An 18787-nucleotide genomic window follows, 5' to 3' on the forward strand; every position below is an offset into this window, starting at 1 on the left:
GCGACTCCCACTCTTATCCTATTCGCCCGGCATGCACAATTTTTCCGCCACATCGGGCACATTCCATGAAACTCGGCACTTCACATGGAATAGCGCCGGCCGCTCCGTCCGCGCGCCCGAGGCGGCCCAGGTTCCGCAGCTCACAGCAGGTTCCCTGCACCACGTCCCGTTCCATGGAAAGCGGCCGAGTCCATGGAACGAGTATCGGTACGCAGACTCTCGCTCTTTCCATGTAAATATGTCGTTTGCGGCGATCAAGGTGTGGGTGATAAGCATTTCGCTACCCCTTCAGGAAATTTCCCCCAAGGCGGGACAGCGCATGCGAATGGACAGCCGGAGCGCGAGGGCGCACGAGGAGTTCCGGGCGGCGGCGGCCCACTGGACCGACCGGTTCCGGGCACGCCGCGAGGGCTGGAAGGACGCCCGCCGCGGGCTGCCCGAGCTGCCCGCCACGCTGGACGGGTCCGGCCGGGTGCGGCCGGCCCGCCCCGGCTACCGGGAGGAGCTGCAGGCCAGGGTCGCGGTGGTGTCGGAGAAGTACGCCGCCGAGGCGCAGCGCCGGCACGACCGGCTCGTCGAGGAGCTGATGGGCCGCGCGACCGACGTCGTCTACCACCACGAGGCCGGCACGCTCGACAAACGCCACCTCGGCCGGCTGCAGAGCGCGCTCGGCCGGTGGGCGAACGCCGTCCAGCCGCAGCGCTCGGTCGTGGCCGGGGCGGCCGCGGAGGCCAACCAGCTGCTCTGCTGCCACTGGAAGGTCGTCGAGCGGTGGCACCGGCGGCTGCGCGCGATCCGGCGGGGCAGGGCGAAGCCGCCGCTGATGACCGGCGGCGAGGGCCGGCAGGTCCCGTTCGACGCGGCGGCGTGGAAGCCCGAGCCCCTCGCGCTCGACTCCCGCTGGGAGCACCCCGAGGAGTTCCTGATCCGGCTGCCCGACGTCTTCACCGGCGACGACGCGTCCGGCTACCGCTTCGGGCCGCTGGCCCGCGCGCTGGAGATCCTTCGCTACTTCTACGGGACCCCCGAGCCCGAGACAGGAGGCTGACCATGCGAGTCCGGGCATCCGTCCGGTTCCACCACCGCGAGCGCGTCTGCGCCGCCGCCGGGGTCGTGCTCGTCGCGACCGCGCTCGGCGTCCCCGGCTGCGACCCCGGCCACGACTCCTACTCGGCGCCGTGCGGCGTCGTCGTCGACGGCTCCGCGTCCGGGCAGAACTTCGACGCCGACAAGCGCGTCACCGAGCTGCTCCCCGGCTTCCTGCGTGCCAACAAGTGCAAGACGCTCACCTACGTCCCGCTCGACACCGACTCCCGCGGCTCGGTCTGCTCGCACAAGGACCTCGACCTCGATCCCGACCTCGGCGCGGGCACCGACAAGGAGGCGATCCGCGCCGGGCGGCAGAGCCGGGCCCTCAAGGACGCGCACGCCGTGCTGGCCTGCCTGCACGCCGGGCGTCCCAAGTCGGACGTGCTGGGCGCGCTCGCCCGCGCCGCGGACCAGCGGCCGGACGGCAAGGGCACCTACCACGTCCTCGTGGTCAGCGACATGCTGCAGACCGACCGGACGGTCGACCTCACCCACGCCGACCTGAGCACCGCGGCGAAGCGGCGCGCGATCCTCGACGGCCCGTTCAAGGGCCGCGTCCCGGACCTCGGCGGGACGGCGCTGGAGATCACCGACCGCGGGCGGACGCTGAAGGACACGCGGCAGTCCGTGGGGCTCAACGCCTTCTGGACGCAGCTGTTCGCCACCGCCGGACACCCCACCGTGAAGTACGACTGACCCCGGAGGACAGCATGGCCGCCCCACAATCCGCTCCGCGCCGCCGCAGGCGGCGGGAGGCCCCCGACCCCGAGACCGCCGCCGCCGGCACCGCCGCGCCGGGCGCGCCGCCCCCCGCCGTCGTCCCGCCGGGCGTGCAGGGCCGCGCGATGCTGGACGGCGCGCGCGCCGCCACGGCCCGCGAGTACGACGAGTGGTCGTTCGCGCCGCGAACGCGGCTGCCGTACCTGGAGCGCCTCCGGCACGAGCGCGAGCAGGCCGTCGCGTCGAACGCCGCGAGCGCGTTCGCGGCGGCGCGCGCCATCCTCGGGCAGGTCCGCCACCAGCGCCGCGACGAGCGGCACGCGGCCGCCACCGCGCAGGCCCGCCTGGACCAGGCGCTGCGCCGGCGCGACCGCGCCTACGAGCGGGAGGACATCACGCTGGCGGGCCTCGACGTGCTCGCCGGGCAGCACATGCCGCCGGACCGTCCGGGATGGGACGACGCGGACGTCCCCGACGACGACCCGGACGACCCGACGGCCACAGCAGACGCCGGGGACGCCGGGGACGCCGGGGACGCCGGCGACACCGTGCGGAACGCCGACCCGCACGGCCCGCCCAACCTGGGATCCGCGGATCCCGGACTGGGCGGCGAGCGACCGGCCCCCGCCCCCGGCGACCGGGAGAAGGCGGACGCGGCGCCCGTCACGCGCGGCGGGCGGCGCCGGCTCGGCTGGATGGGTCCGGCGGACGGCTCGCCCTTCGCCATGCCGATGCCGGAGCGGTACAAGCGGTACATCCTCGTGGCGCTGATCGCGGTGGAGGTGCCGATCTACCACGACATCTTCCTGCACCTGCACGGCGCCGACGACTGGTTGACCTGGGCCTACACGCTGCCGGTCGCGCTCGGCATGGTCGCCGCGCCGCACCTGGCGGGCCGGCTGTTCCGCCACCGGCACCTCATGCCGGTGGAGCGGATCGCGCCGGTCCTGGTGGCGGCCACGATGGTGCTGTGGGCGGTGGGGGCGCTCGCGCTCGGCTGGCTGCGCCAGCAGGTGCTGCTCGTCCCCCGCAGGGACCCGGAGACCGGCCAGGACATCGGCGGTGTGCACCAGCTCGGCCTGCAGCACGGGCACATCGCGATGACCGCCGTCTTCGCGATCATCCTGCTGCTGTCCGGGCTGATCGCGTTCACCCTCGGCATGGCGGAGGAGCACCCCGCGGTCGCCGCCTACCGCGCCGCCGTCCGGGTCAGCGAGCGTGCCCAGGCGCTGTTCCTGGAGGCGACGTCGGAGGAGTCGAGGACGCGGGACTCGACGCTGGTCCCGGAGGAGGAGCAGCTCCGCGCGCACTGGCACGAGGCGCAGGAGCGCAGGACCGCGATCACGCAGGAGCACCTCGCCGCCGAGAAGGTCTACCTGGACGCCGTGGCGCTCGGCATCGGCAGGCCCACCACCACGCAGGCCGTCTCCGCGTACCTCGACGAGCCGCCCGCGGGCGGGGACGGCGGCGCGCCGTGAGGGCGCCGTGCGCGCAGGAGGAGCCGGTGCTGCGCGTCAGCCGGATCGTCCATCCGGTGACGGTGCTCGGTCCGGGGCGCAGGCTGGTGATCTGGGTGCAGGGCTGCGGCCTGGCCTGCGCGGGATGCATGTCGCGGGACACCTGGGACCCGGGCGGCGGGACCGCGCTGCCGGTGACCGCGCTCGGCGCCGCCTGCCGGGGCCTGCTGGCGCGCGGCGCGGACGGGGTCACGGTGTCCGGCGGTGAGCCGCTCGACCAGGCTCCGGCGCTGGCCGCCCTGCTCGCCGCCCTGCGCCCCGCTCTGCGTCACGCCGCGGACGTCCTGGTGTACACCGGCTACGAGACGGATGAGGCGCTGCGGATCGGCGCGGCGGTGCTCCGGCACGCCGACGCCGTCATCACCGGACGTTACGACGCCGCCCGGCCGACCCGGCTGGTGTGGCGCGGCTCGGCGAACCAGTCGCTGCTGCCGCTCACCGGCCTCGGCCGCCGCCGCTACACCGAGCATCTGGACCGTGAGGCCGACCCGGCCCCGCTGGAGGTCTTCCCGGACGGGGACGGCCTGCAGGTCGTCGGCGTCCCCCAGCGCGGGGACCTGCGGCGGCTCGAGACCGGCCTGGCCCGCGAGGGCGCCCCGCCGCGCACCGTCTCGTGGCGGTCCGCGCGCGGTACCCCGTCGAGCCCCACCATCCCGCCGTCCCGTCGAACCGAGGAGAGGGACCATGCCTGAGTACATCGCCGAGCTGCACGGGCTCGCGCCGCTGCCGTCCGCCGACGTCCTCGGCCACGCCCCGCTGTACTCCGAGGACGAGCACTACGGTCCGGGCGACGTCCGCCACGTCCGCGAGTCGGGCGTCAGCTTCGGCAGCCCGCTGCTGTATCCGGTGGACGACGTGCCGCGCGGCCGCGGCCGCGCCGTGGAGGCCGTCTTCGCCTTCGACCTGGACGAGCTGGGCGGCCGCCGCCGGTACACGGCCGCGCGGTTCCGCGTCACCCTCGCCGACGAGCGGGCCATCGCGCGGCGGGTGCGTCCGGAGCCGCCGGCGGCGCCGTGGACCGGCCGGTTCCGGCCGGGCGGCGGGCGTGTCGCGGTCCGCGTCTCCGGCCTGCAGACGCACCGGTTCGGCTGCGCCTACCGCGACCCGCAGGGGCGGGCGCTGGACGGCCGGTCCTACCTGGTGAGCGCCCTGCTCGACGTCCCCGAGGGGCTCGCGGAGCTGGCCGGCACGCTCAGCGCGGAGGTGGAGATCGCGCGGACCGTGTTCGAGTTCACCACGCACCGCGCGGCGTACACCTTCGACGTCCAGCCCCGGTTCGCGGTGCCGCTGCCCGGACCGGACGGCGGGGGCGCGGCGGTCCGGCTCTGCCTGGCCGCCGATGTGGAGCGCTACAGCCGGCACGGCATCGGCGCCGCCGAGCGCACCCAGCGGCGGCTGCTCGCCGTCCTGGACGCGGCGCTGCGGGAGGCGGGCGTCGACCCCTCGTCCGTCCCGGCGCAGGAGCAGGGCGACGGCCGGTTCCTGGCCTTCCCGCCGGGGATCGACGAGACGAAGGTCGTCCCCGGCCTGGTCGCCGGGCTGCGCGCCGCCGTCCGCCGGACGAACCGCGACCTCGGGGAGCAGGCGCGGGTGCGGCTGCGCGCGGCGCTGCACCGCGGCCTGGTGAAGCCCGCCCCGAACGGGTACGTCGGGGACGCCTCCATCGCCGTGCACCGGATCCTCGACTCCCCGCCGATCCGGGAGGCGCTGAAGGCGAACCCGGCACGCGACCTCGCCCTGATCGTCCCGGACCTGCTGTACCGGGACGTGATCGCGCAGAACCTGGACGGCCTCGATCCGGCGCGCTTCGAACGCGTGGTCGCCGAGCTGGAGGACAAGGGCTTCACCGAGGTCTGCTGGCTCACCGTCCCCGACTGACCGCCACCGGACGGCGTTCTTGAACGCTATATGGCCGGCGGCCGCTGCGGGTGATTACCCTGCTCGCGTGGCGGATGCGGACTACCGGGAACTGAATCGCGCTTTGTGGGACGAGCGGGTCGCGATCCATGCGGCCAGCGAGTTCTACGACGTCGCCGGGTTCAAGGCCGGCGGGACGGCTCTGCGCGACTTCGAGGTCGCCGAGGTGGGGCCGGTGGCCGGCCGGCGGCTGGTGCATCTGCAGTGCCATTTCGGGCTCGACACGCTGTCGTGGGCGCGGCTCGGCGCAAGGGCGACCGGGCTCGATTTCTCCGGGGCCGCCATCGAGACCGCGGACGGGATAGCGGCCGAGTGCGCTATCCCGGCGCGGTTCGTGCAGGCCGACGTGTATGACGCGGTCGAGGCGCTGGGCGAGACCTACGAGATCGTCTATACCGGGCTCGGGGCGCTGGGATGGCTTCCGGACATGGACCGCTGGGCGCGGGTCGTCGCGGAACTGCTGGAACCGGGCGGGTTCCTTCACCTCAGCGAATTCCATCCGTTCACCGAGGTCCTGGATTTCACGGACGGCTCGACCGTCACCTACGACTACTTCGACAGGTCGCCGCAGGTCTGGGACAAGCCCGGCACCTACACCGACGGCGACCAGAACACGCGCCACACCCGGTCCGTGCAGTTCCAGCACGGTCTCGGCGAGATCGTCAGCGCGCTCGCCGCGGCGGGGCTGCGCATCGACTTCCTGCACGAACACGACCACACGCTGTTCGAGCGGTTCCGGTCGCTGGAGCGGCACGGCAGGATCTACCGGCTTCCGGCGGGCCGTCCGCGGGTGCCGCTGATGTATTCGCTGCGCGCCACGCGCCCGGCGGTCGTTCCCGCAGCGTCCGCATGAGCCGGTGAGAGCGCGGCTCGCAGACGCTGCCGCCCGTCCCGCTGACAATACTGTTGGAGCTGGTCAGCCGGATATGGCAGGAGTATGGGGGAGGCGTCAGGGGACGGCCCGGCGCCGCGCCCCGCCTCATGCTGGGGGCGCGGGTCCCGGCGTCCGCGCTGGCCGCGGCGATCCGCCGGACGGGCGCGACCACGGTGTTCGTCTGGTCGCAGACCCCTGACACTGGCAGCAATAGGAGGCCACCAAGACAACGGCCGCTTCCCCGAGGACGACCAGCACCGTGACACGGACGACACCGTGGCCCTGGCGGGCGACCTGGCCCCGGCGCTGACGGCCGCGAGGCAGGTGCCTACGGTGCGGCGAACCCGTCGTCAGCAGACCGCTCCGCATACGCCCGAAGCCACCCGGCCACCCCAACAAGCGAGCCGTGCCACGAACCGCGCAATGCCCCGGCCTGGGCTCCGGGACGGAGCGGCTGCGGCAGTTCCGGCTACCTCGGGCCCTTTCGCGGTTTGTGGGCCGATAGCCTGCACGTGTGCGGAAACCGGTGTCTGGGAGCGACCAAGATGGCTGACGCCGAAGACGTCCGCCGGTTGGCACTCGCGCTACCTCACGTGGTCGAGATCGACAGCGACGGCTTCGATTTCCGGGTCGGAGGCAAAGGGTTCGTCTGGTCCTACCCCGAGCGCAGACCAGGTAGGCCGCGCGTCATCCGGACCGACATCGCCGTACTGTACGTCGGCGACGAGGCAGAAAAGCAGGCGTTGCTGCTCGGTGAGCCGGAACGCTTCTTCACCACACCCGCCTACGACGGGATGCCTCTGGTCATGCTGTGGCTGGGCGAAGTGGACCTCGACCGCCTGGAAGAGCTCATCACCGACGCCTGGCGCATGCGTGCGCCGGATGCGCTCGTCGGCGACCTCGACGCCGCAGCCGATCAGCCCAGCACAGATCCACGATGAGCGGAGCCGGCCGTGCGAAGGCCGCAGTCAGCCGCCTCTGCGCATTTACGCGTGGTCAGTTCCTAACAATGCTCCAGGATTCGGCTGTCCCTGCGACCGCGTGATGGGATGAGCCGGGAGTTCGTCCTGGCCGACCCCGCTGCCGGGAGTTACCGAGGCGGCACCGCAGCCCTGCACCTGTCGAAGACTACGTCCGCGCAGATCATGCAGCATGTTCGTCCTCGTTGAGGATTCCCCTGGAACGCGGCGAGAACACCCTGCTGCGCGGTGAGCTCGACCACCGCCCGGCCGCCGCCAGCGACAGATGACCTGCGCGCGGCTTCACCGGCATGCCGAAACCCCGAAGGGCTAGGACCGGCGCAGACAGCGCCGAGAGCCGTGGGGCAAGGGCGTTATCCCTTTAAGGTGCCATCCTCTCCAGCCTCCACAATGAGAAAATTAACCCTGTGTGATCACGTAATTGCATAACGAGATGACTGGAGGAATCGTGGTCGAGGCGCAGGTGCAGGGCTGGAAGCTCAGGGCGATCTTCGCGGCGTTCGACGCAGACGGTGACACCGTCGCCTCCGCGGCGGACTTCGCTGCCACCAGCGCGAACATGGCCGACATGATGAACGCCGATTCACGGCAGCGCGCAGCCCTCAAAGACGCCTTCGACCATTGGTGGGACGCGGTGTCGGGCGGGAACGAGCAGATCACCGTGCAGGAGTGGGTGGCCGCGATGAGCGCCCTCGACGACGACCGGTTCGACGAGATCATGCTCCCGATCGTCAACGTCATGGTGGAGACCGTCGACACCGACGGCAGCGGCGACGTCTCCCTGGAGGAGTTCCAGAGGTTCTACGCCGGCGTCGGCCTGGACCTGGACATGGCCGCCGAAGCCTTCGCCCACCTGGACCGCGACCACGACGGCGCTCTCGATCACGAGGAGTTCCGGATCGCGATGCGCGAGTACTACCTCAGCGACGACCCCAACGCGCCCGGCAGCTGGCTGATGGGGCCGCCCGCCGCCACCGGAACCTGAACCCGTCTGACGACCCGCACCGGGAACCGGCCGACGTGCCGAACGCCGAGCGGGACGGACACCTCGGAAATTAGAACGCGTTCTTGTCAATGGCGGCGAAGTCGAGCAAGCTACGTCGCATGGATCTGAACGCCCTGGAAGAGATCCGTCAGGTGAAGTACCGCTATCTGCGCTGCCTGGACCTGAAGGACTGGGACGGGTTCGCCGACACCCTCACCGAGGACGCCCTGGGCGCCTACGGGACCCGCGCGGTCGGCGGGCCACTGCGCCTGGAAGGCCGCAATGCCATCGTCGACTACATGCGCGGCAACCTCGGTCCCGAGATCACCACGGTGCACTTCGCGGGCCAACCCGAGATCCGGGTCGACGGCGACAAGGCCGAGGGCACCTGGTGCCTGGAGGACACCGTCATCGCCAAGGCGTTCCGGGTGCTGATCCGCGGATCCGCCTTCTACGAGGAGACGTATCGGCGCTGCGCGGACGACGAGTGGCGCATCAGCGGCATCGGCTATGAGCGGACCTACGAATACTCGATATCGCTCGATGATGTGCCCAGCTTCAGGATGCTGGCAGACCGCTGGGCACCCTCACCCCCACAGCCGGGAACCTGACCCTGCACCAAAAGTCAGGCTCGATGTGTGCCGCCGCCCGTCTCCAATCGACCAACGCGGCCTACATCGCGAGCAGCGGGGCCGCGGCGCGGGCGGCCGGGGTATCACGTGAGTCAGGCCTTGGCGCGCTGCTGCTTGAGGCGGAGTTCCTCCTTGCGGACTTCGGCTTGGACGGCCTGCTCGCGTTCCAGCCAGTCGGGCCTTTCGGCCTTCAAATTCTCGATCTCGGCCGTGGTGAGGGGGCCCGTGATGCCGGCGCGGGCCAGACCTGAGACGGAGACGCGGAGCTTGGCGGCGACGACCTGGCGGGGGTGCGGGCCCTCACGACGCAGGTTCACCAGCCATGAGGGCGGGTCGGCTTGGAGCGCGTTCAATTCGTCCCGGGAGACGGGACCTTCCTGGAACTCGGCGGGTGCTGCCGACAGCAGGATCCCCAGCTTCTTGGCCGCGGTCGCGGACTTCATGGTCTGCGGGGTCTTTGCTTTGGACGTGCCCATGGCCTCAAGGGTAGCCAGCGAGAGGGAACTGCCTGGACGCGACTAGGGTGGCGGAGTGACCGATGGTGAGTTCCGGCTGGCCTACGTGCCGGGGGTGACGCCCGCGAAGTGGGCCGGGGTGTGGGCCGAGCGGGTCCGGGAGGTGCCGCTTCGCCTGCTGCAGACGCCGGCGACCGAGGTCGTCCCCCTGCTGCGGAACGGTGGCGTGGACGCGGCGTTCGTACGCCTGCCCGTCGACCGCGAGGCCCTCCATGTGATCCCGCTGTACCTGGAGACGACCGTGGTCGTGGTGCCAAAGGACCACGCGGTGGCCGCAGTGGAGGAGGTGGAGCTCGCCGACCTCGCCGACGAGGACGTCTTCGAACCACTCGACGATGTCTTGACCTGGGACGATCGTCCCGGGCAGCCTGCCTTCACCCGTCCTGAGAGCACCGCCGGCGCGATCGAGTTGGTGGCGTCGGGAGCCGGCGTCCTGCTGCTCCCGCAGTCTCTGGCCCGCCTCCACCACCGCAAAGACCTCACCTACCGAACCGTGACCGACGCTCCTCAGTCCCAGATCGGCCTGGCCTGGCTCGATGCTGATACGTCCGACCTCATGGAGGAACTGATCGGCATCGTCCGCGGCCGCACCCCCAACAGCTCCCGCGGCCGCAATCCCCGCCAACAGCCCACCCCGAAGAAGCCACCCCAACAGCGCTCCACCTCCAAGCACCGCCACCAGAAGCGCCGCCGGAGGTGACGAAAGCCGCGCTCAGCGACAACACCCCGCCATCCCACACCACCATGACAATGACCCTCCGCCAGTTGACGCTGTGGCGAGCGCTTCACTCGGGCCCCGCCGCGGACTACTGCGCTGAACCGGGCCTTCCCGTCTGAGGCGACTCCTATAGGCCGCCGGACCGCAAGGCACGTCGGATAGGCCGAACCAGTAGAGGATCTCCAGAGCGAGGGCCGTGTTGAGCGTATGACCGGTCAGCGGTTGATGAAGAAGGCACCCGGCTCGGGCCAGCCGACTCAAGATCGCGTTTCGGTGCAGGTAGAGAGCACGGGCCGTGGCGGAGGCGTTGCCGTTCGCGGCGAGATAGACGCGGAGCGAGTGGCAGAGTTCCAGCTGAAGCACCAGAGAACCGAGCATCCGCTGGACAAGTTGGTGGGCGGCCTTGATGCCCAAAGAGGCGAGGACCACACCCTAGTGCGGTGACCACGAACGTTTGCCGGGTCTGGTCATGCTGCCTTGGGGCGGGGTTGTCCCCAGTGCTGCCTGCGTTCGCTGCGGACGCGGGCGCGTTCGCGGCGCTGGGCGGCCAGCACGTCGGGGTGGCGGGCGTTGGCGTTGCGCCAGCGCAGGTAGGCCTGGATCTCCCACGCCAGCACGGTGTGGTTGGGATGGTTGGAGTTGCCCATCACGAAGGTCCGCAGCGGCCCGAACTGCGCTTCGATCGGGTTGGCCCACGAGGCGTAGGCGGGAGTGAGGCACAGCTCGACGTTGTTGCGGGCCGCCCACGCTCTGATCTGCGGGGTCTTGTTCGCCGACAGGTTGTCCAGGATGACGTAGATGGGGGCGCCGTCCGGGCGGGTGGCGCGGATGGACTTCAGCGCCGCCAGAGTGTTGGCGCCGCGCTTGCGGCGGCGGGTGACGCCCCACAGGGTGTCATCGCCGAGCGAGTAGCAGCCGTGGAAGTAGCGGACACCGTGAGTGCGGTGGTAGGTCGCAGGCAACCGGTCCGGTCGGCTTCGCCTTGCCCAGCCCGAACCGTGGCAGGGACGGATCGACAGCGGCCCGAACTGGTCGAAGGCGAAACACCGGTCCGGGAACCGGCTCGTGACCTCCTCGATCCGGTCCAGCTTGGCGTCGAAGTCTGGATCGTTGGAGGTCTTCCACGTGCGGGTGCGCTGAAAGGTGACCCCATGCTCGTGCAGGAGCTGCCGCAGCCGCTCCCGCCCGATCTTGATCTCGCGCTCGCTGTGGCCGGCGAGGTGGTCGGCGAGTTTGCGTACGCTCCAGCAGGTGAACGGCCGGCCGAGCTTGGTCGGGCGCGTGGTGGCCGTCTGGATGATGAACGCGATGTCATCGCCCGAGATGCGGCGGGGACGGCCTCCCGCCCAGTCAGGGTCCAGGCAGGCCAGTCCCCGCTGGTTGAAGTCGTGGATCACATCCCGGACGGTGTCCTCATGGGCAGCGACCAGGCGGGCGATTGCCGGGGCCGGTGTTCCGGCCGCCGATGCCTGGATGATCATCGCCCGGCGGACCCGGATCGATTCGTGCCTGCCCCGCCGGATGATCTGCTGCAGTCGGCGTCCCTCGTCCTCGGTCAACCGCCGTGCTCTGACCGGTTCTGCCACCAGCCCGCCTCTCGCTCGACAACAACCTGTCGTTATCGAGGGTGAAGCCGATCAACTCCCACATCCCGGCCCCGGCCCGGCGTGTCACACGACCCGGTGAACGTTCGTGGTCACCGCACTAGGTCAAGTCGTAGTCAGCGACCCGGTGGGGAGCCGCCGGGCTTTCCAGCAGCCGGCGCGTGTCCTGTGCGGTGCGGTGGCTGTACGAAATCCGGTGAGGTCTTGTGCCGGTGGTGCCGATCGCGACGTAGATGTCGTTGAGGCGGTCCACACCCGTTTGGACGAGGGCCGGGGCCGGGGTGTGCCCGGAAGCCAGGTCCACAGAGTGATGGGGTCGGTCAGGACGGAGGGGGGCGGCCTTTGAGCGGCCAGGGCGGAGCGGACGCCGTGGAGATCGCTGGATAGATGATCAGCGGTGTCCGAGGGTCGGCACAGACTCTCACTGAGAGCGCCGCTCCGATACGAGGGTTCCGGACTTTTAATCCGTCGGTTGTGGGTTCGAGTTTCACGCGAACCACCACCCCTGAACAGAAAAAACGGAAGATCGTCCGACTGGTCCGCCGCAGTTCGCCTTGCTTCGCCCTCATGTCGGCTCGAGGGTAGCTCGGCGGCACGCACCGGGTTGCATTCGGTCACAATGCGCGCCGGGAAGCGAGAGTAGGACATCGGCTGCGCCGCGGGCACCCTCACCACGGTGGACTACTGCAGTCCTTGCTTGCCGCAGGGTTCACTACCGCTACCGTCATGACACGCCTCAGTCCGTGCTGCGAGGGGAGCTCGCCTTAACAGGGCGGCTATCGCAGCGTCTCCGGAACTTCGAGCTTGGGGTGCCATTCGACGGGTTGCGCATCATCAGGGTGTTCACCGTCTCGACGTAGCAATCCGCCCGGACGTTGTGTCCAGTCTTCGCCCGTGAATGGTTCGACCAGCGGTCGGTACAGCTCGCCGTACCAGGCCAGCCAGACCGGGTGCGGCAAAGGCCCTTGCCATGCCCTCGCCCGGGTGACCCTGCTTGGAAGTTCTGGTGGCGCCGTCCGCCCACGGGTAACGCCGCCGTATCCCCAAGCGCGCGCGACGGCGGCTTGTGCGAAGAACGCCGAAGAACGCGCCGGACAGCTCGGCCAGCCGGGAGAACGCTATGGTCACTTCCGTCGCCAGCCCGGATCGTCCAAGGCACGTAGATCGACGGTCAACTCGAACCGCCCGACCGGGTGCGGCGTCTGGTGGACACCTCTTGGAAGCTTGAGAGCTGCGCCGAGGTCGGACATCCCGCCCCCCAGACATGGGTGGGTCGTCGACCAACACAGGGTCGCTGCCGCGCTCCAATCGGCGACGAAGCCGCATTCGGTAAAGCGGTGTGGGAGCGGCTCGCAGTCACCGAACCGGGACCGGCATCGCTTCGGGCAGCCAGTCTCCGCACGCGTCCACGATCGCAGCGGCGATGCCGGGCACCATGTCCTCGCGGCGAACAAACCACTGGATTTCCAGCGTGTCGATCCGTTCGGCCTTGGACGGAGTGAACCGTCGACGGGAGGCTCGCGGTCAAATCAGCTGGTCACGTTGCCGGTCGTATACTCCGCCACCCGATCGGGCGAGTGCACGGACGGCTTTGATGGCGATGGTGATCTCGGTTTGCCCGGTTCCCTTCACTGCAATCGCGTACATGACCGTGAGCCCAGCAGGCGTGCAGCAACCTCAGCGGGCAGGTCAGGCGGCTCGACCGGAAAGGGACCTTCGACACTGAACGCGCGCCGCATCCGACCACGGGCGGTCCGGCTAACGGTGATGAAGGGGAACACGCCTTCGGCATGCAGACCGATGCCGGGGAGTGCGGCGGTGAACCGTTCTTCGCCGACCGGGTTTGTACCGAATACCTCGATTTCATTACTCAAGGTGACTCTCGAGTTCTAGGGGTCAGTCGAGATAATGATGTCACCTGATGCGATCTTCCTCGGGCGGGCATTCACGTTCCGGCGGCAAAGGAGGGCTCCAACGGGATGCTTCGTCGGCCATGAGGTCTCAACTCCACGCCCAACAAGAACGCGATACCCTCGACTCACTCACTGGTCATCAAGGCGCTTGAGCGCTCTCCTGGCCTGGTCTCGAACATTAATATCACTACTGTCCAAGGCCGCTTCGATCTGGGGGCGGGCCGGCAGGTATCGGATTCTGCCAAGCCCCTGCACGGCAAAAGACGCCACCGCCGGGTCGTTGAGCAAATCCACCAAAATTTCAGGCACTCGCTCGTCTTTTGTCTTGGCGAGCCCGGGGTTCACGAGGGACGCTCGCGCCTCGCCGCAGGATCGGTCTCTGGCGAGTTCGATGAGATCGTCGGCCATCGTAGGATCAGCGAACTGCCCGAGCGCCTGCCCGAGCACCACTCGAAGATCTTTCCGCCTTTGCGAGGCGACCTCGGGGAACTGCGGATCCTCCACATGGGGCGGGTCACGGAACAGCCGTAAGAAGACCGGGCGAGCCTGCTTTTTCGCGAAGCCGAACGACAGCGCTCGCACGATATCGTCGGCGAGCGGATAGTACGTGACCTTCGGCAGCCATTCCACGAGGACCGGGACGGCTGCCCGGTAGTCGATGCGACGCCGGGACACTACGTTCCCTTGCTCGTCCAGGGTGAAAACGACACGTTGGTAGAGGTCTCCGACGCTCTCGAGCTGGTACCCCATCTTCTGGAGGTCGGGAACCAGTGGTTGGATCTCGGCGAGCAGTTCACGGGCGGCCGCCATGTACAGCCGCCGAGCCTCCATGACCCTGGGGTTCTTCGCCGCCTCGGCTTCAAGCGCGCCGAGAACGCCCGGTGCGTTGAGGATCCGTTCGACCGTCTGCTTGTGGCTCTCGCGCGCGGAGCCCTCTTCTCGCGGACTCACCGGCCGCCCTTCTCTGCGGGGACATCAACCTGTGAACCTAGACGATGATCTCGAAGATCTTGACCTCGGGGTAGGCGTCATGAATGAACCATGACATTCTCTCGCTCAGTTTGGTGCCCCCGTTCGCCCGGACGAAGATGTGGAGCTCCTTGCCCTGTTGCCTCGCCAGCTCCAGATAGTCTTCCAGCTGGGTCTCCAGGCGGCGACCGCCGAGCCAGGCGACGTTCTTCGATTCGCCGATGATCGTCGGGGTTACGAAGTCCGGGATACGGTCCCGGCCGACGACACGGTACACTGTGGTGTTTTTGGCGACACCGCCCATGTGCCGGCTGACGGCTGCCTCGCCCGCCTGCCCGAGCTTGCAGAACTTGGCGCCACCGGAGTTGTGGACGAGGATGGCGACGCCACCGGCGAGGACATAGAAGGTGTGGTAGCCACGGATGGAGAGGTTGTAGACGTTCCGTTTCGCTGTCCAAGGGTGAGTTGCGGTGATGGTGACGTAATGTCCGTCGGGGCGTCGCACCTGGTCGCCTGGCCGCAGTTCCCTGGCATCGCGCCAGTGACCGGGCTTATCAATCCAGAATGGGTGTCCGCTCGTGGCTTGGACGGTTCCGGTCAGGCCGATTGCCCCCGGTAGACCGTTGCTCCGTACGGTGACGCCGGTGAAGGACTTGAGACCGCTGCCGGTGATCAGCGCGGTCACCGGTTGCGGGCCTGTCCGCCCTGTTGCCGGATCGGTGGATTGGACCCGATCTCCAACGTTGACTGCTTCGATGGGTTTACCCGTGCCGTCGGCCATCAGGACTTTGGTCCCGGCGGTGAAGCTGTTGGGGCCGCAGGGGTTTCGCAGATAGCGGAGGATCTCGTCGATGACCGTCCTTGAGCGCCGCAGGATGTCCCGTGCGGCGCGCACCGTGCTCTGGAAACCTCGTACGCCCTCGGCGATCCGCCAGATCGTCTTACCGAGCCGGGGAAGCTTGCCGCCCAGGGCAAGCAGCTTGAGTGGTCCCAGGGCGTTGAGGGCGGTGAACAGGCATCCGGCAATGTCGCCCTTGGTGAAGCATGCCTCCGCGTCGGTCCACCCGATCACGTCAAGAAGGAATTGACCGCCCATTGAGACGACGAGGTCCATGACGCTGCGGTTGGCGTTGATGTTCGCCTCGCGATACGGGGCGACGAGGGATTCGTTTTCAGCGCTGAGAACGTCTTCGTCGTTGCGAATATCGCTGTAGTCGATGTCGGGGTCGACGCCCTCGCCGACGGGCAGGCCCCCGCTGTAATCGTTTCTGTGCTGCGCTTCCTCTTGGCGTCTCTTTTCTTCGGCGATGCGGGCGGCGTCGGTGGCGGCGCGGGCTGCGGCCGCGGCGTCTTTTCCGGCTTGGATGGCGTCGGCGCGCGCTCGCATGGCCGCCTGGTAGGCCTCGTCGGCGTAGGCGCGGGCCTGGTCAGCGGAGACTGCGGCGCGGGCGGCGGACTTGGCGGCCGATCGGGCGGCTGCGCTGGCGCGGTCGGCTGCGGCAGCGGCGGACTTGGCCGACTGCGCGGCGCGAGCGGCCGCCGTGTCGGCGTCCGCTGCGGAGACGCGAGCGTCGGCGGCGTAGCCGGCGGCCTGCGCCGCGAATGCTATGGCCCTTTTGGATTGGGCGTCGGCCTCAGCAGCCGCTCCGCGGGCCTTGGCGGCGACCGCTTGTGCTTCGGCGGCGTTCTGTCCGGCCGTGGCGGCGGTACGACGCGCGTTGGCGATGTAGGTGCTGATTTCCGCTTCGTGGGTGGCGGCGTCCGCATCACGTTGGCGCGCCTGGTACTGCCCGACTTCGACGAAGTTCCGGACGTAGGTGGCGGGGCCGGACAGGGCGGCCTGGGACGCGGCCTTGAATTCGGGGCCCGCTCCGGTCTGCATCTGCGCGATGGCGAGGCGGTCATCGTTCTCGCGGGCGGTGTACTGATCGGTTTGGAGGAAGTCGTGCAGCGCCTGAGGGGTATCGGCTGCCAGTGCGTCTTCAGCGGCCTTCTTGACCTTCGGGCCGCCGTCGGCAGCGAGCTGCCTGGTCTGTGCCCGGTAGTCGTCGATTTGGAGCGCGTACTGGCCCGTGGTCAAGAACGCGACCACCTGGGTGTGGTCGCCGGTGGCGGCCTGGTGGGCAGCGTCGCGCAGCGCGGTTTTACCGTCGGCGTCGGCGAGGGCGGCGATGTGGTCGAGGCTGGCGCGGTCGTCCTGGTCGGTGGCGGTCTCCAGGCCGGCGGTGACGAACTCGATCACGTCGTCGTCGGTGCCGGACAGCGCGTCCTCGGACGCCGCCTGCACGAACGAGCCGCCGGTGCCGATCAGCCGGAGCGCGATCTTGCGGCCGTCGAGAACGACGGTGCCGCGGGGGGTGCCGGTCGCGCGGGCCTCGGTGATCAGGCGGTTGGTCTCGGCCTGGAACTGCTCTTGCAGGCCGGCCCGCCATTTCTCGTTGGCCTTGCGTTCGTTGTCGGCGGCCAGGGCGTCTTCGGCGTCGGCGACGTTCTGGTCCTGCCAGGAAGCGAGCCGGGCGGCGTCGGCGGCGGTGGCGATCTCGTGGATCTTCTGGGCCTGGACGGCGGCGTTGTTCGCCTGGGTCGCCGCCTCACTGGCCGCGTTGGCGTGCTGCGTGGCGATCTGAGCGTTGCCCTTGGCCGCCCCGGCATGCGCGGCCGCATCCTCGGCGGCGGCTGCGGCCCGTTCGGCATGGTCGGCCGAGTCGTTGGCGTACTTCTCCGCTTGGCGGGCGGCGTTGGCCGAGTCGTTCGCCAGGGTCACCACCTTGTTGGCCGCCCGGATGGCCACTTGCGCGCGGCGCTGGGCGTAGGCGGCAGCCTGCTGAGCTTCGGTGGCGCTGGCTCCGGCTTCATTGGCATACGAGCCGGCCTGGTTGGCGTATCCGGCGGCCTCGTTGGCGTGCGCACCGGCGTTGGCGGCGGCGACGGCGGCGTCCCCCGCCGCGGTCGCCGCCGCGGCGGCCGCGGCGGCGGCCTTGGCTGCGGTGCGAGCTCCGGCGGCGACGTTGCGGGCGTTCTCGGCGGCTTTGCGGGCGCTGGCTGCTTGGCCGGCATCGGCGTGCGCGGCTTGGGCGGCCTGATTGGCCTTGGCTGCGGCCTGTCCGGCAAGGGAAGCGGCGGTCGCGGCACGTGACGCCGCGCTCGAGGCGATCCGGGCGGCACGGTTGGCGTCGTCGGCTGCGTCGAGCGCCACCTTGGAGGCCTCGGCGGCACGCCGCGCAGCAGCGGCCGCCCGGCCGGCAGCGGCGGCGGCCTTGACACCGGAGTTCTTGGCGGCCTTGGTCTCCTGAGCGGCCTGGTCGGCGGCCTTCTTGGCTAGGTCCGCGGCCTGAACGGCCCGGTCGGAGGCTTCCTGCGCGGCCTGGGTCTGCAGCGCCGCGCGTTTGCCCGCATCGTCGGCGAGTGCTGCCAGCTGCGAGACCGCGTCGGTCTCGGCGTCCCGGGCGGCGGCGACCTCGTAGCCCTGGCGCAGGTACTCGCGGACGTCCTCGATGGTGCCGTCCAGCGCGCGGCTGGCCGTCAACTTGACAGTCGGGCCGCCAGAGGCCGAGAGCTGGGCGACCTTCAGCCGGTCGTCCTTGTCCTGGGCTTCCTGGTAGCCGGTGTCCAGGAACTTCTCCTGGTCGTCGGCGGTGCCGTCCAATGCCTTGCTCGCGGCGTCGTGAACGTTGCGGCCGGTCGCCGCCGCGAGGACTTGGCTGATCTTGACTCGGATGTCCTCTTCCCACGGCGCTTTCCAACCGCCTGCCAGGAACGCCTTGACCTGGTCCGGGCCGCCGTCCAGCGCGGCTTGGGCGGCACGCCGCACATTGCGGCCACCGGCCGCCAGGATCTGCTCGGTGCTGGCGCGCATATCCTCGTCGGTCGCGGCCTTGGCACCTGTCGCAACGAACTCCCGGACGTCGCCATCGGTGCCGAGCAGGGCTGCCTCGGCCTGCCGGGAAACGTTCGGTCCGCCGTCCTTGAGCAACGCGACAATCTGGGCACGCTGCTCGGTAATGGGCGGGTCGTCGCGCCGAGACGCGGTCGCCGGAACGGCAGGCGACAGTCCGATGAGCAACGTCACCGCGAGGATCGCGGCGACCAGCCGGACCGCTCGGCAAGTCAGCGGATGGATGAGCAGACGGGAGCGGATGGGCGTCACAGGGTGCTCCAAGCGTGGGGAACGCAGGGGGGACCTGACTGGAGCCACGCTCGGGGCGCGATGGGAAAGCTGCTCCGATGCCCAGAGTGAAACCCCGCGATGATCGCGATTCAAGAGGGGCACCCACACCTGAAAGCGTTCAGGGGATCACGGATTGATGATCTTCCGGCGACTGACCTCGAGCTACTCGAGTTCGTTAATCGCCGT

16 protein-coding genes are annotated in these 18787 nt (G+C 69.7%); 10 read left to right on the forward strand and 6 right to left on the reverse strand.

Features of this window, described 5'->3' with window-relative positions:
• Positions 1 to 319: 319 nt before the first annotated feature.
• From QP089_RS12110 to QP089_RS12150, 9 genes are all read left to right on the forward strand, one after another.
• The gene (locus tag QP089_RS12110) at positions 320 to 1048 is read left to right on the forward strand and encodes a hypothetical protein (RefSeq protein WP_285911627.1); all 729 of its coding nucleotides are present in this window, start codon (positions 320 to 322) and stop codon (positions 1046 to 1048) included.
• Between the two features lie 2 nt (positions 1049 to 1050).
• The gene (locus QP089_RS12115; protein ID WP_285911628.1) at positions 1051 to 1785 is read left to right on the forward strand and encodes a hypothetical protein; all 735 of its coding nucleotides are present in this window, start codon (positions 1051 to 1053) and stop codon (positions 1783 to 1785) included.
• 14 nt (positions 1786 to 1799) lie between these two features.
• A complete protein-coding gene (locus QP089_RS12120) occupies positions 1800 to 3287 on the forward strand; it encodes a hypothetical protein (protein ID WP_285911629.1) in 1488 nt (495 codons plus the stop codon).
• Positions 3284 to 4018 (forward strand): 4Fe-4S single cluster domain-containing protein, encoded by a 735-nt coding sequence (locus QP089_RS12125; RefSeq protein ID WP_285911630.1) that lies wholly within the window; start codon positions 3284 to 3286, stop codon positions 4016 to 4018. Before QP089_RS12120 ends, QP089_RS12125 begins: the two co-directional genes overlap by 4 nt.
• Entirely contained in the window at positions 4011 to 5204 is a 1194-nt protein-coding gene (locus QP089_RS12130) for a hypothetical protein (RefSeq protein WP_285911631.1), read from the forward strand. The genes QP089_RS12125 and QP089_RS12130 overlap by 8 nt, the downstream gene beginning before the upstream one ends.
• Before the next feature lie 67 nt (positions 5205 to 5271).
• The gene (locus tag QP089_RS12135) at positions 5272 to 6096 is read left to right on the forward strand and encodes a class I SAM-dependent methyltransferase (protein WP_285911632.1); all 825 of its coding nucleotides are present in this window, start codon (positions 5272 to 5274) and stop codon (positions 6094 to 6096) included.
• A 566-nt stretch (positions 6097 to 6662) separates the two neighbouring features.
• Complete coding sequence (locus QP089_RS12140; RefSeq protein WP_285911633.1) at positions 6663 to 7058, forward strand: MmcQ/YjbR family DNA-binding protein; 396 nt, start codon at positions 6663 to 6665, stop codon at positions 7056 to 7058.
• 472 nt (positions 7059 to 7530) lie between these two features.
• On the forward strand, positions 7531 to 8082 hold the full coding sequence (locus QP089_RS12145) for an EF-hand domain-containing protein (RefSeq protein ID WP_285911634.1): 552 nt from the start codon (positions 7531 to 7533) through the stop codon (positions 8080 to 8082).
• Positions 8083 to 8201: 119 nt separating this feature from the next.
• Complete coding sequence (locus tag QP089_RS12150) at positions 8202 to 8693, forward strand: nuclear transport factor 2 family protein (RefSeq protein WP_285911635.1); 492 nt, start codon at positions 8202 to 8204, stop codon at positions 8691 to 8693.
• Between the two features lie 113 nt (positions 8694 to 8806).
• Here the strand turns inward: QP089_RS12150 and QP089_RS12155 are convergent, their stop codons facing one another.
• Positions 8807 to 9190, reverse strand: coding sequence for a DUF5997 family protein (locus QP089_RS12155; RefSeq protein ID WP_285911636.1), 384 nt, complete (start codon positions 9188 to 9190; stop codon positions 8807 to 8809).
• Between the two features lie 55 nt (positions 9191 to 9245).
• Here QP089_RS12155 and QP089_RS12160 point away from each other — a divergent pair, with 55 nt between their 5' ends.
• The gene (locus QP089_RS12160) at positions 9246 to 9929 is read left to right on the forward strand and encodes a LysR family transcriptional regulator substrate-binding protein (protein ID WP_285911637.1); all 684 of its coding nucleotides are present in this window, start codon (positions 9246 to 9248) and stop codon (positions 9927 to 9929) included.
• A gap of 12 nt (positions 9930 to 9941) precedes the next feature.
• On the opposite strand, the gene QP089_RS48790 is transcribed toward QP089_RS12160, so the two are convergent.
• From QP089_RS48790 to QP089_RS12180, 5 genes are all read right to left on the reverse strand, one after another.
• On the reverse strand, positions 9942 to 10325 hold the full coding sequence (locus QP089_RS48790; protein ID WP_353070580.1) for a helix-turn-helix domain-containing protein: 384 nt from the start codon (positions 10323 to 10325) through the stop codon (positions 9942 to 9944).
• A gap of 89 nt (positions 10326 to 10414) precedes the next feature.
• Positions 10415 to 11533: an IS630 family transposase gene (locus QP089_RS12165; protein WP_353070574.1), complete on the reverse strand. Its 1119-nt coding sequence runs from the start codon at positions 11531 to 11533 to the stop codon at positions 10415 to 10417.
• A gap of 1646 nt (positions 11534 to 13179) precedes the next feature.
• A complete protein-coding gene (locus QP089_RS12170; protein WP_285911639.1) occupies positions 13180 to 13425 on the reverse strand; it encodes a hypothetical protein in 246 nt (81 codons plus the stop codon).
• A 168-nt stretch (positions 13426 to 13593) separates the two neighbouring features.
• Positions 13594 to 14415, reverse strand: a complete 822-nt coding sequence (locus QP089_RS12175) for a HEAT repeat domain-containing protein (RefSeq protein WP_285911640.1) — start codon at positions 14413 to 14415, stop codon at positions 13594 to 13596.
• 37 nt (positions 14416 to 14452) lie between these two features.
• Positions 14453 to 18580: a polymorphic toxin-type HINT domain-containing protein gene (locus QP089_RS12180; RefSeq protein WP_285911641.1), complete on the reverse strand. Its 4128-nt coding sequence runs from the start codon at positions 18578 to 18580 to the stop codon at positions 14453 to 14455.
• Between the last annotated feature and the right edge of the window lie 207 nt (positions 18581 to 18787).

Source organism: Actinomadura opuntiae (genome assembly GCF_030283205.1).
Classification (GTDB): Bacteria; Actinomycetota; Actinomycetes; order Streptosporangiales; family Streptosporangiaceae; genus Spirillospora.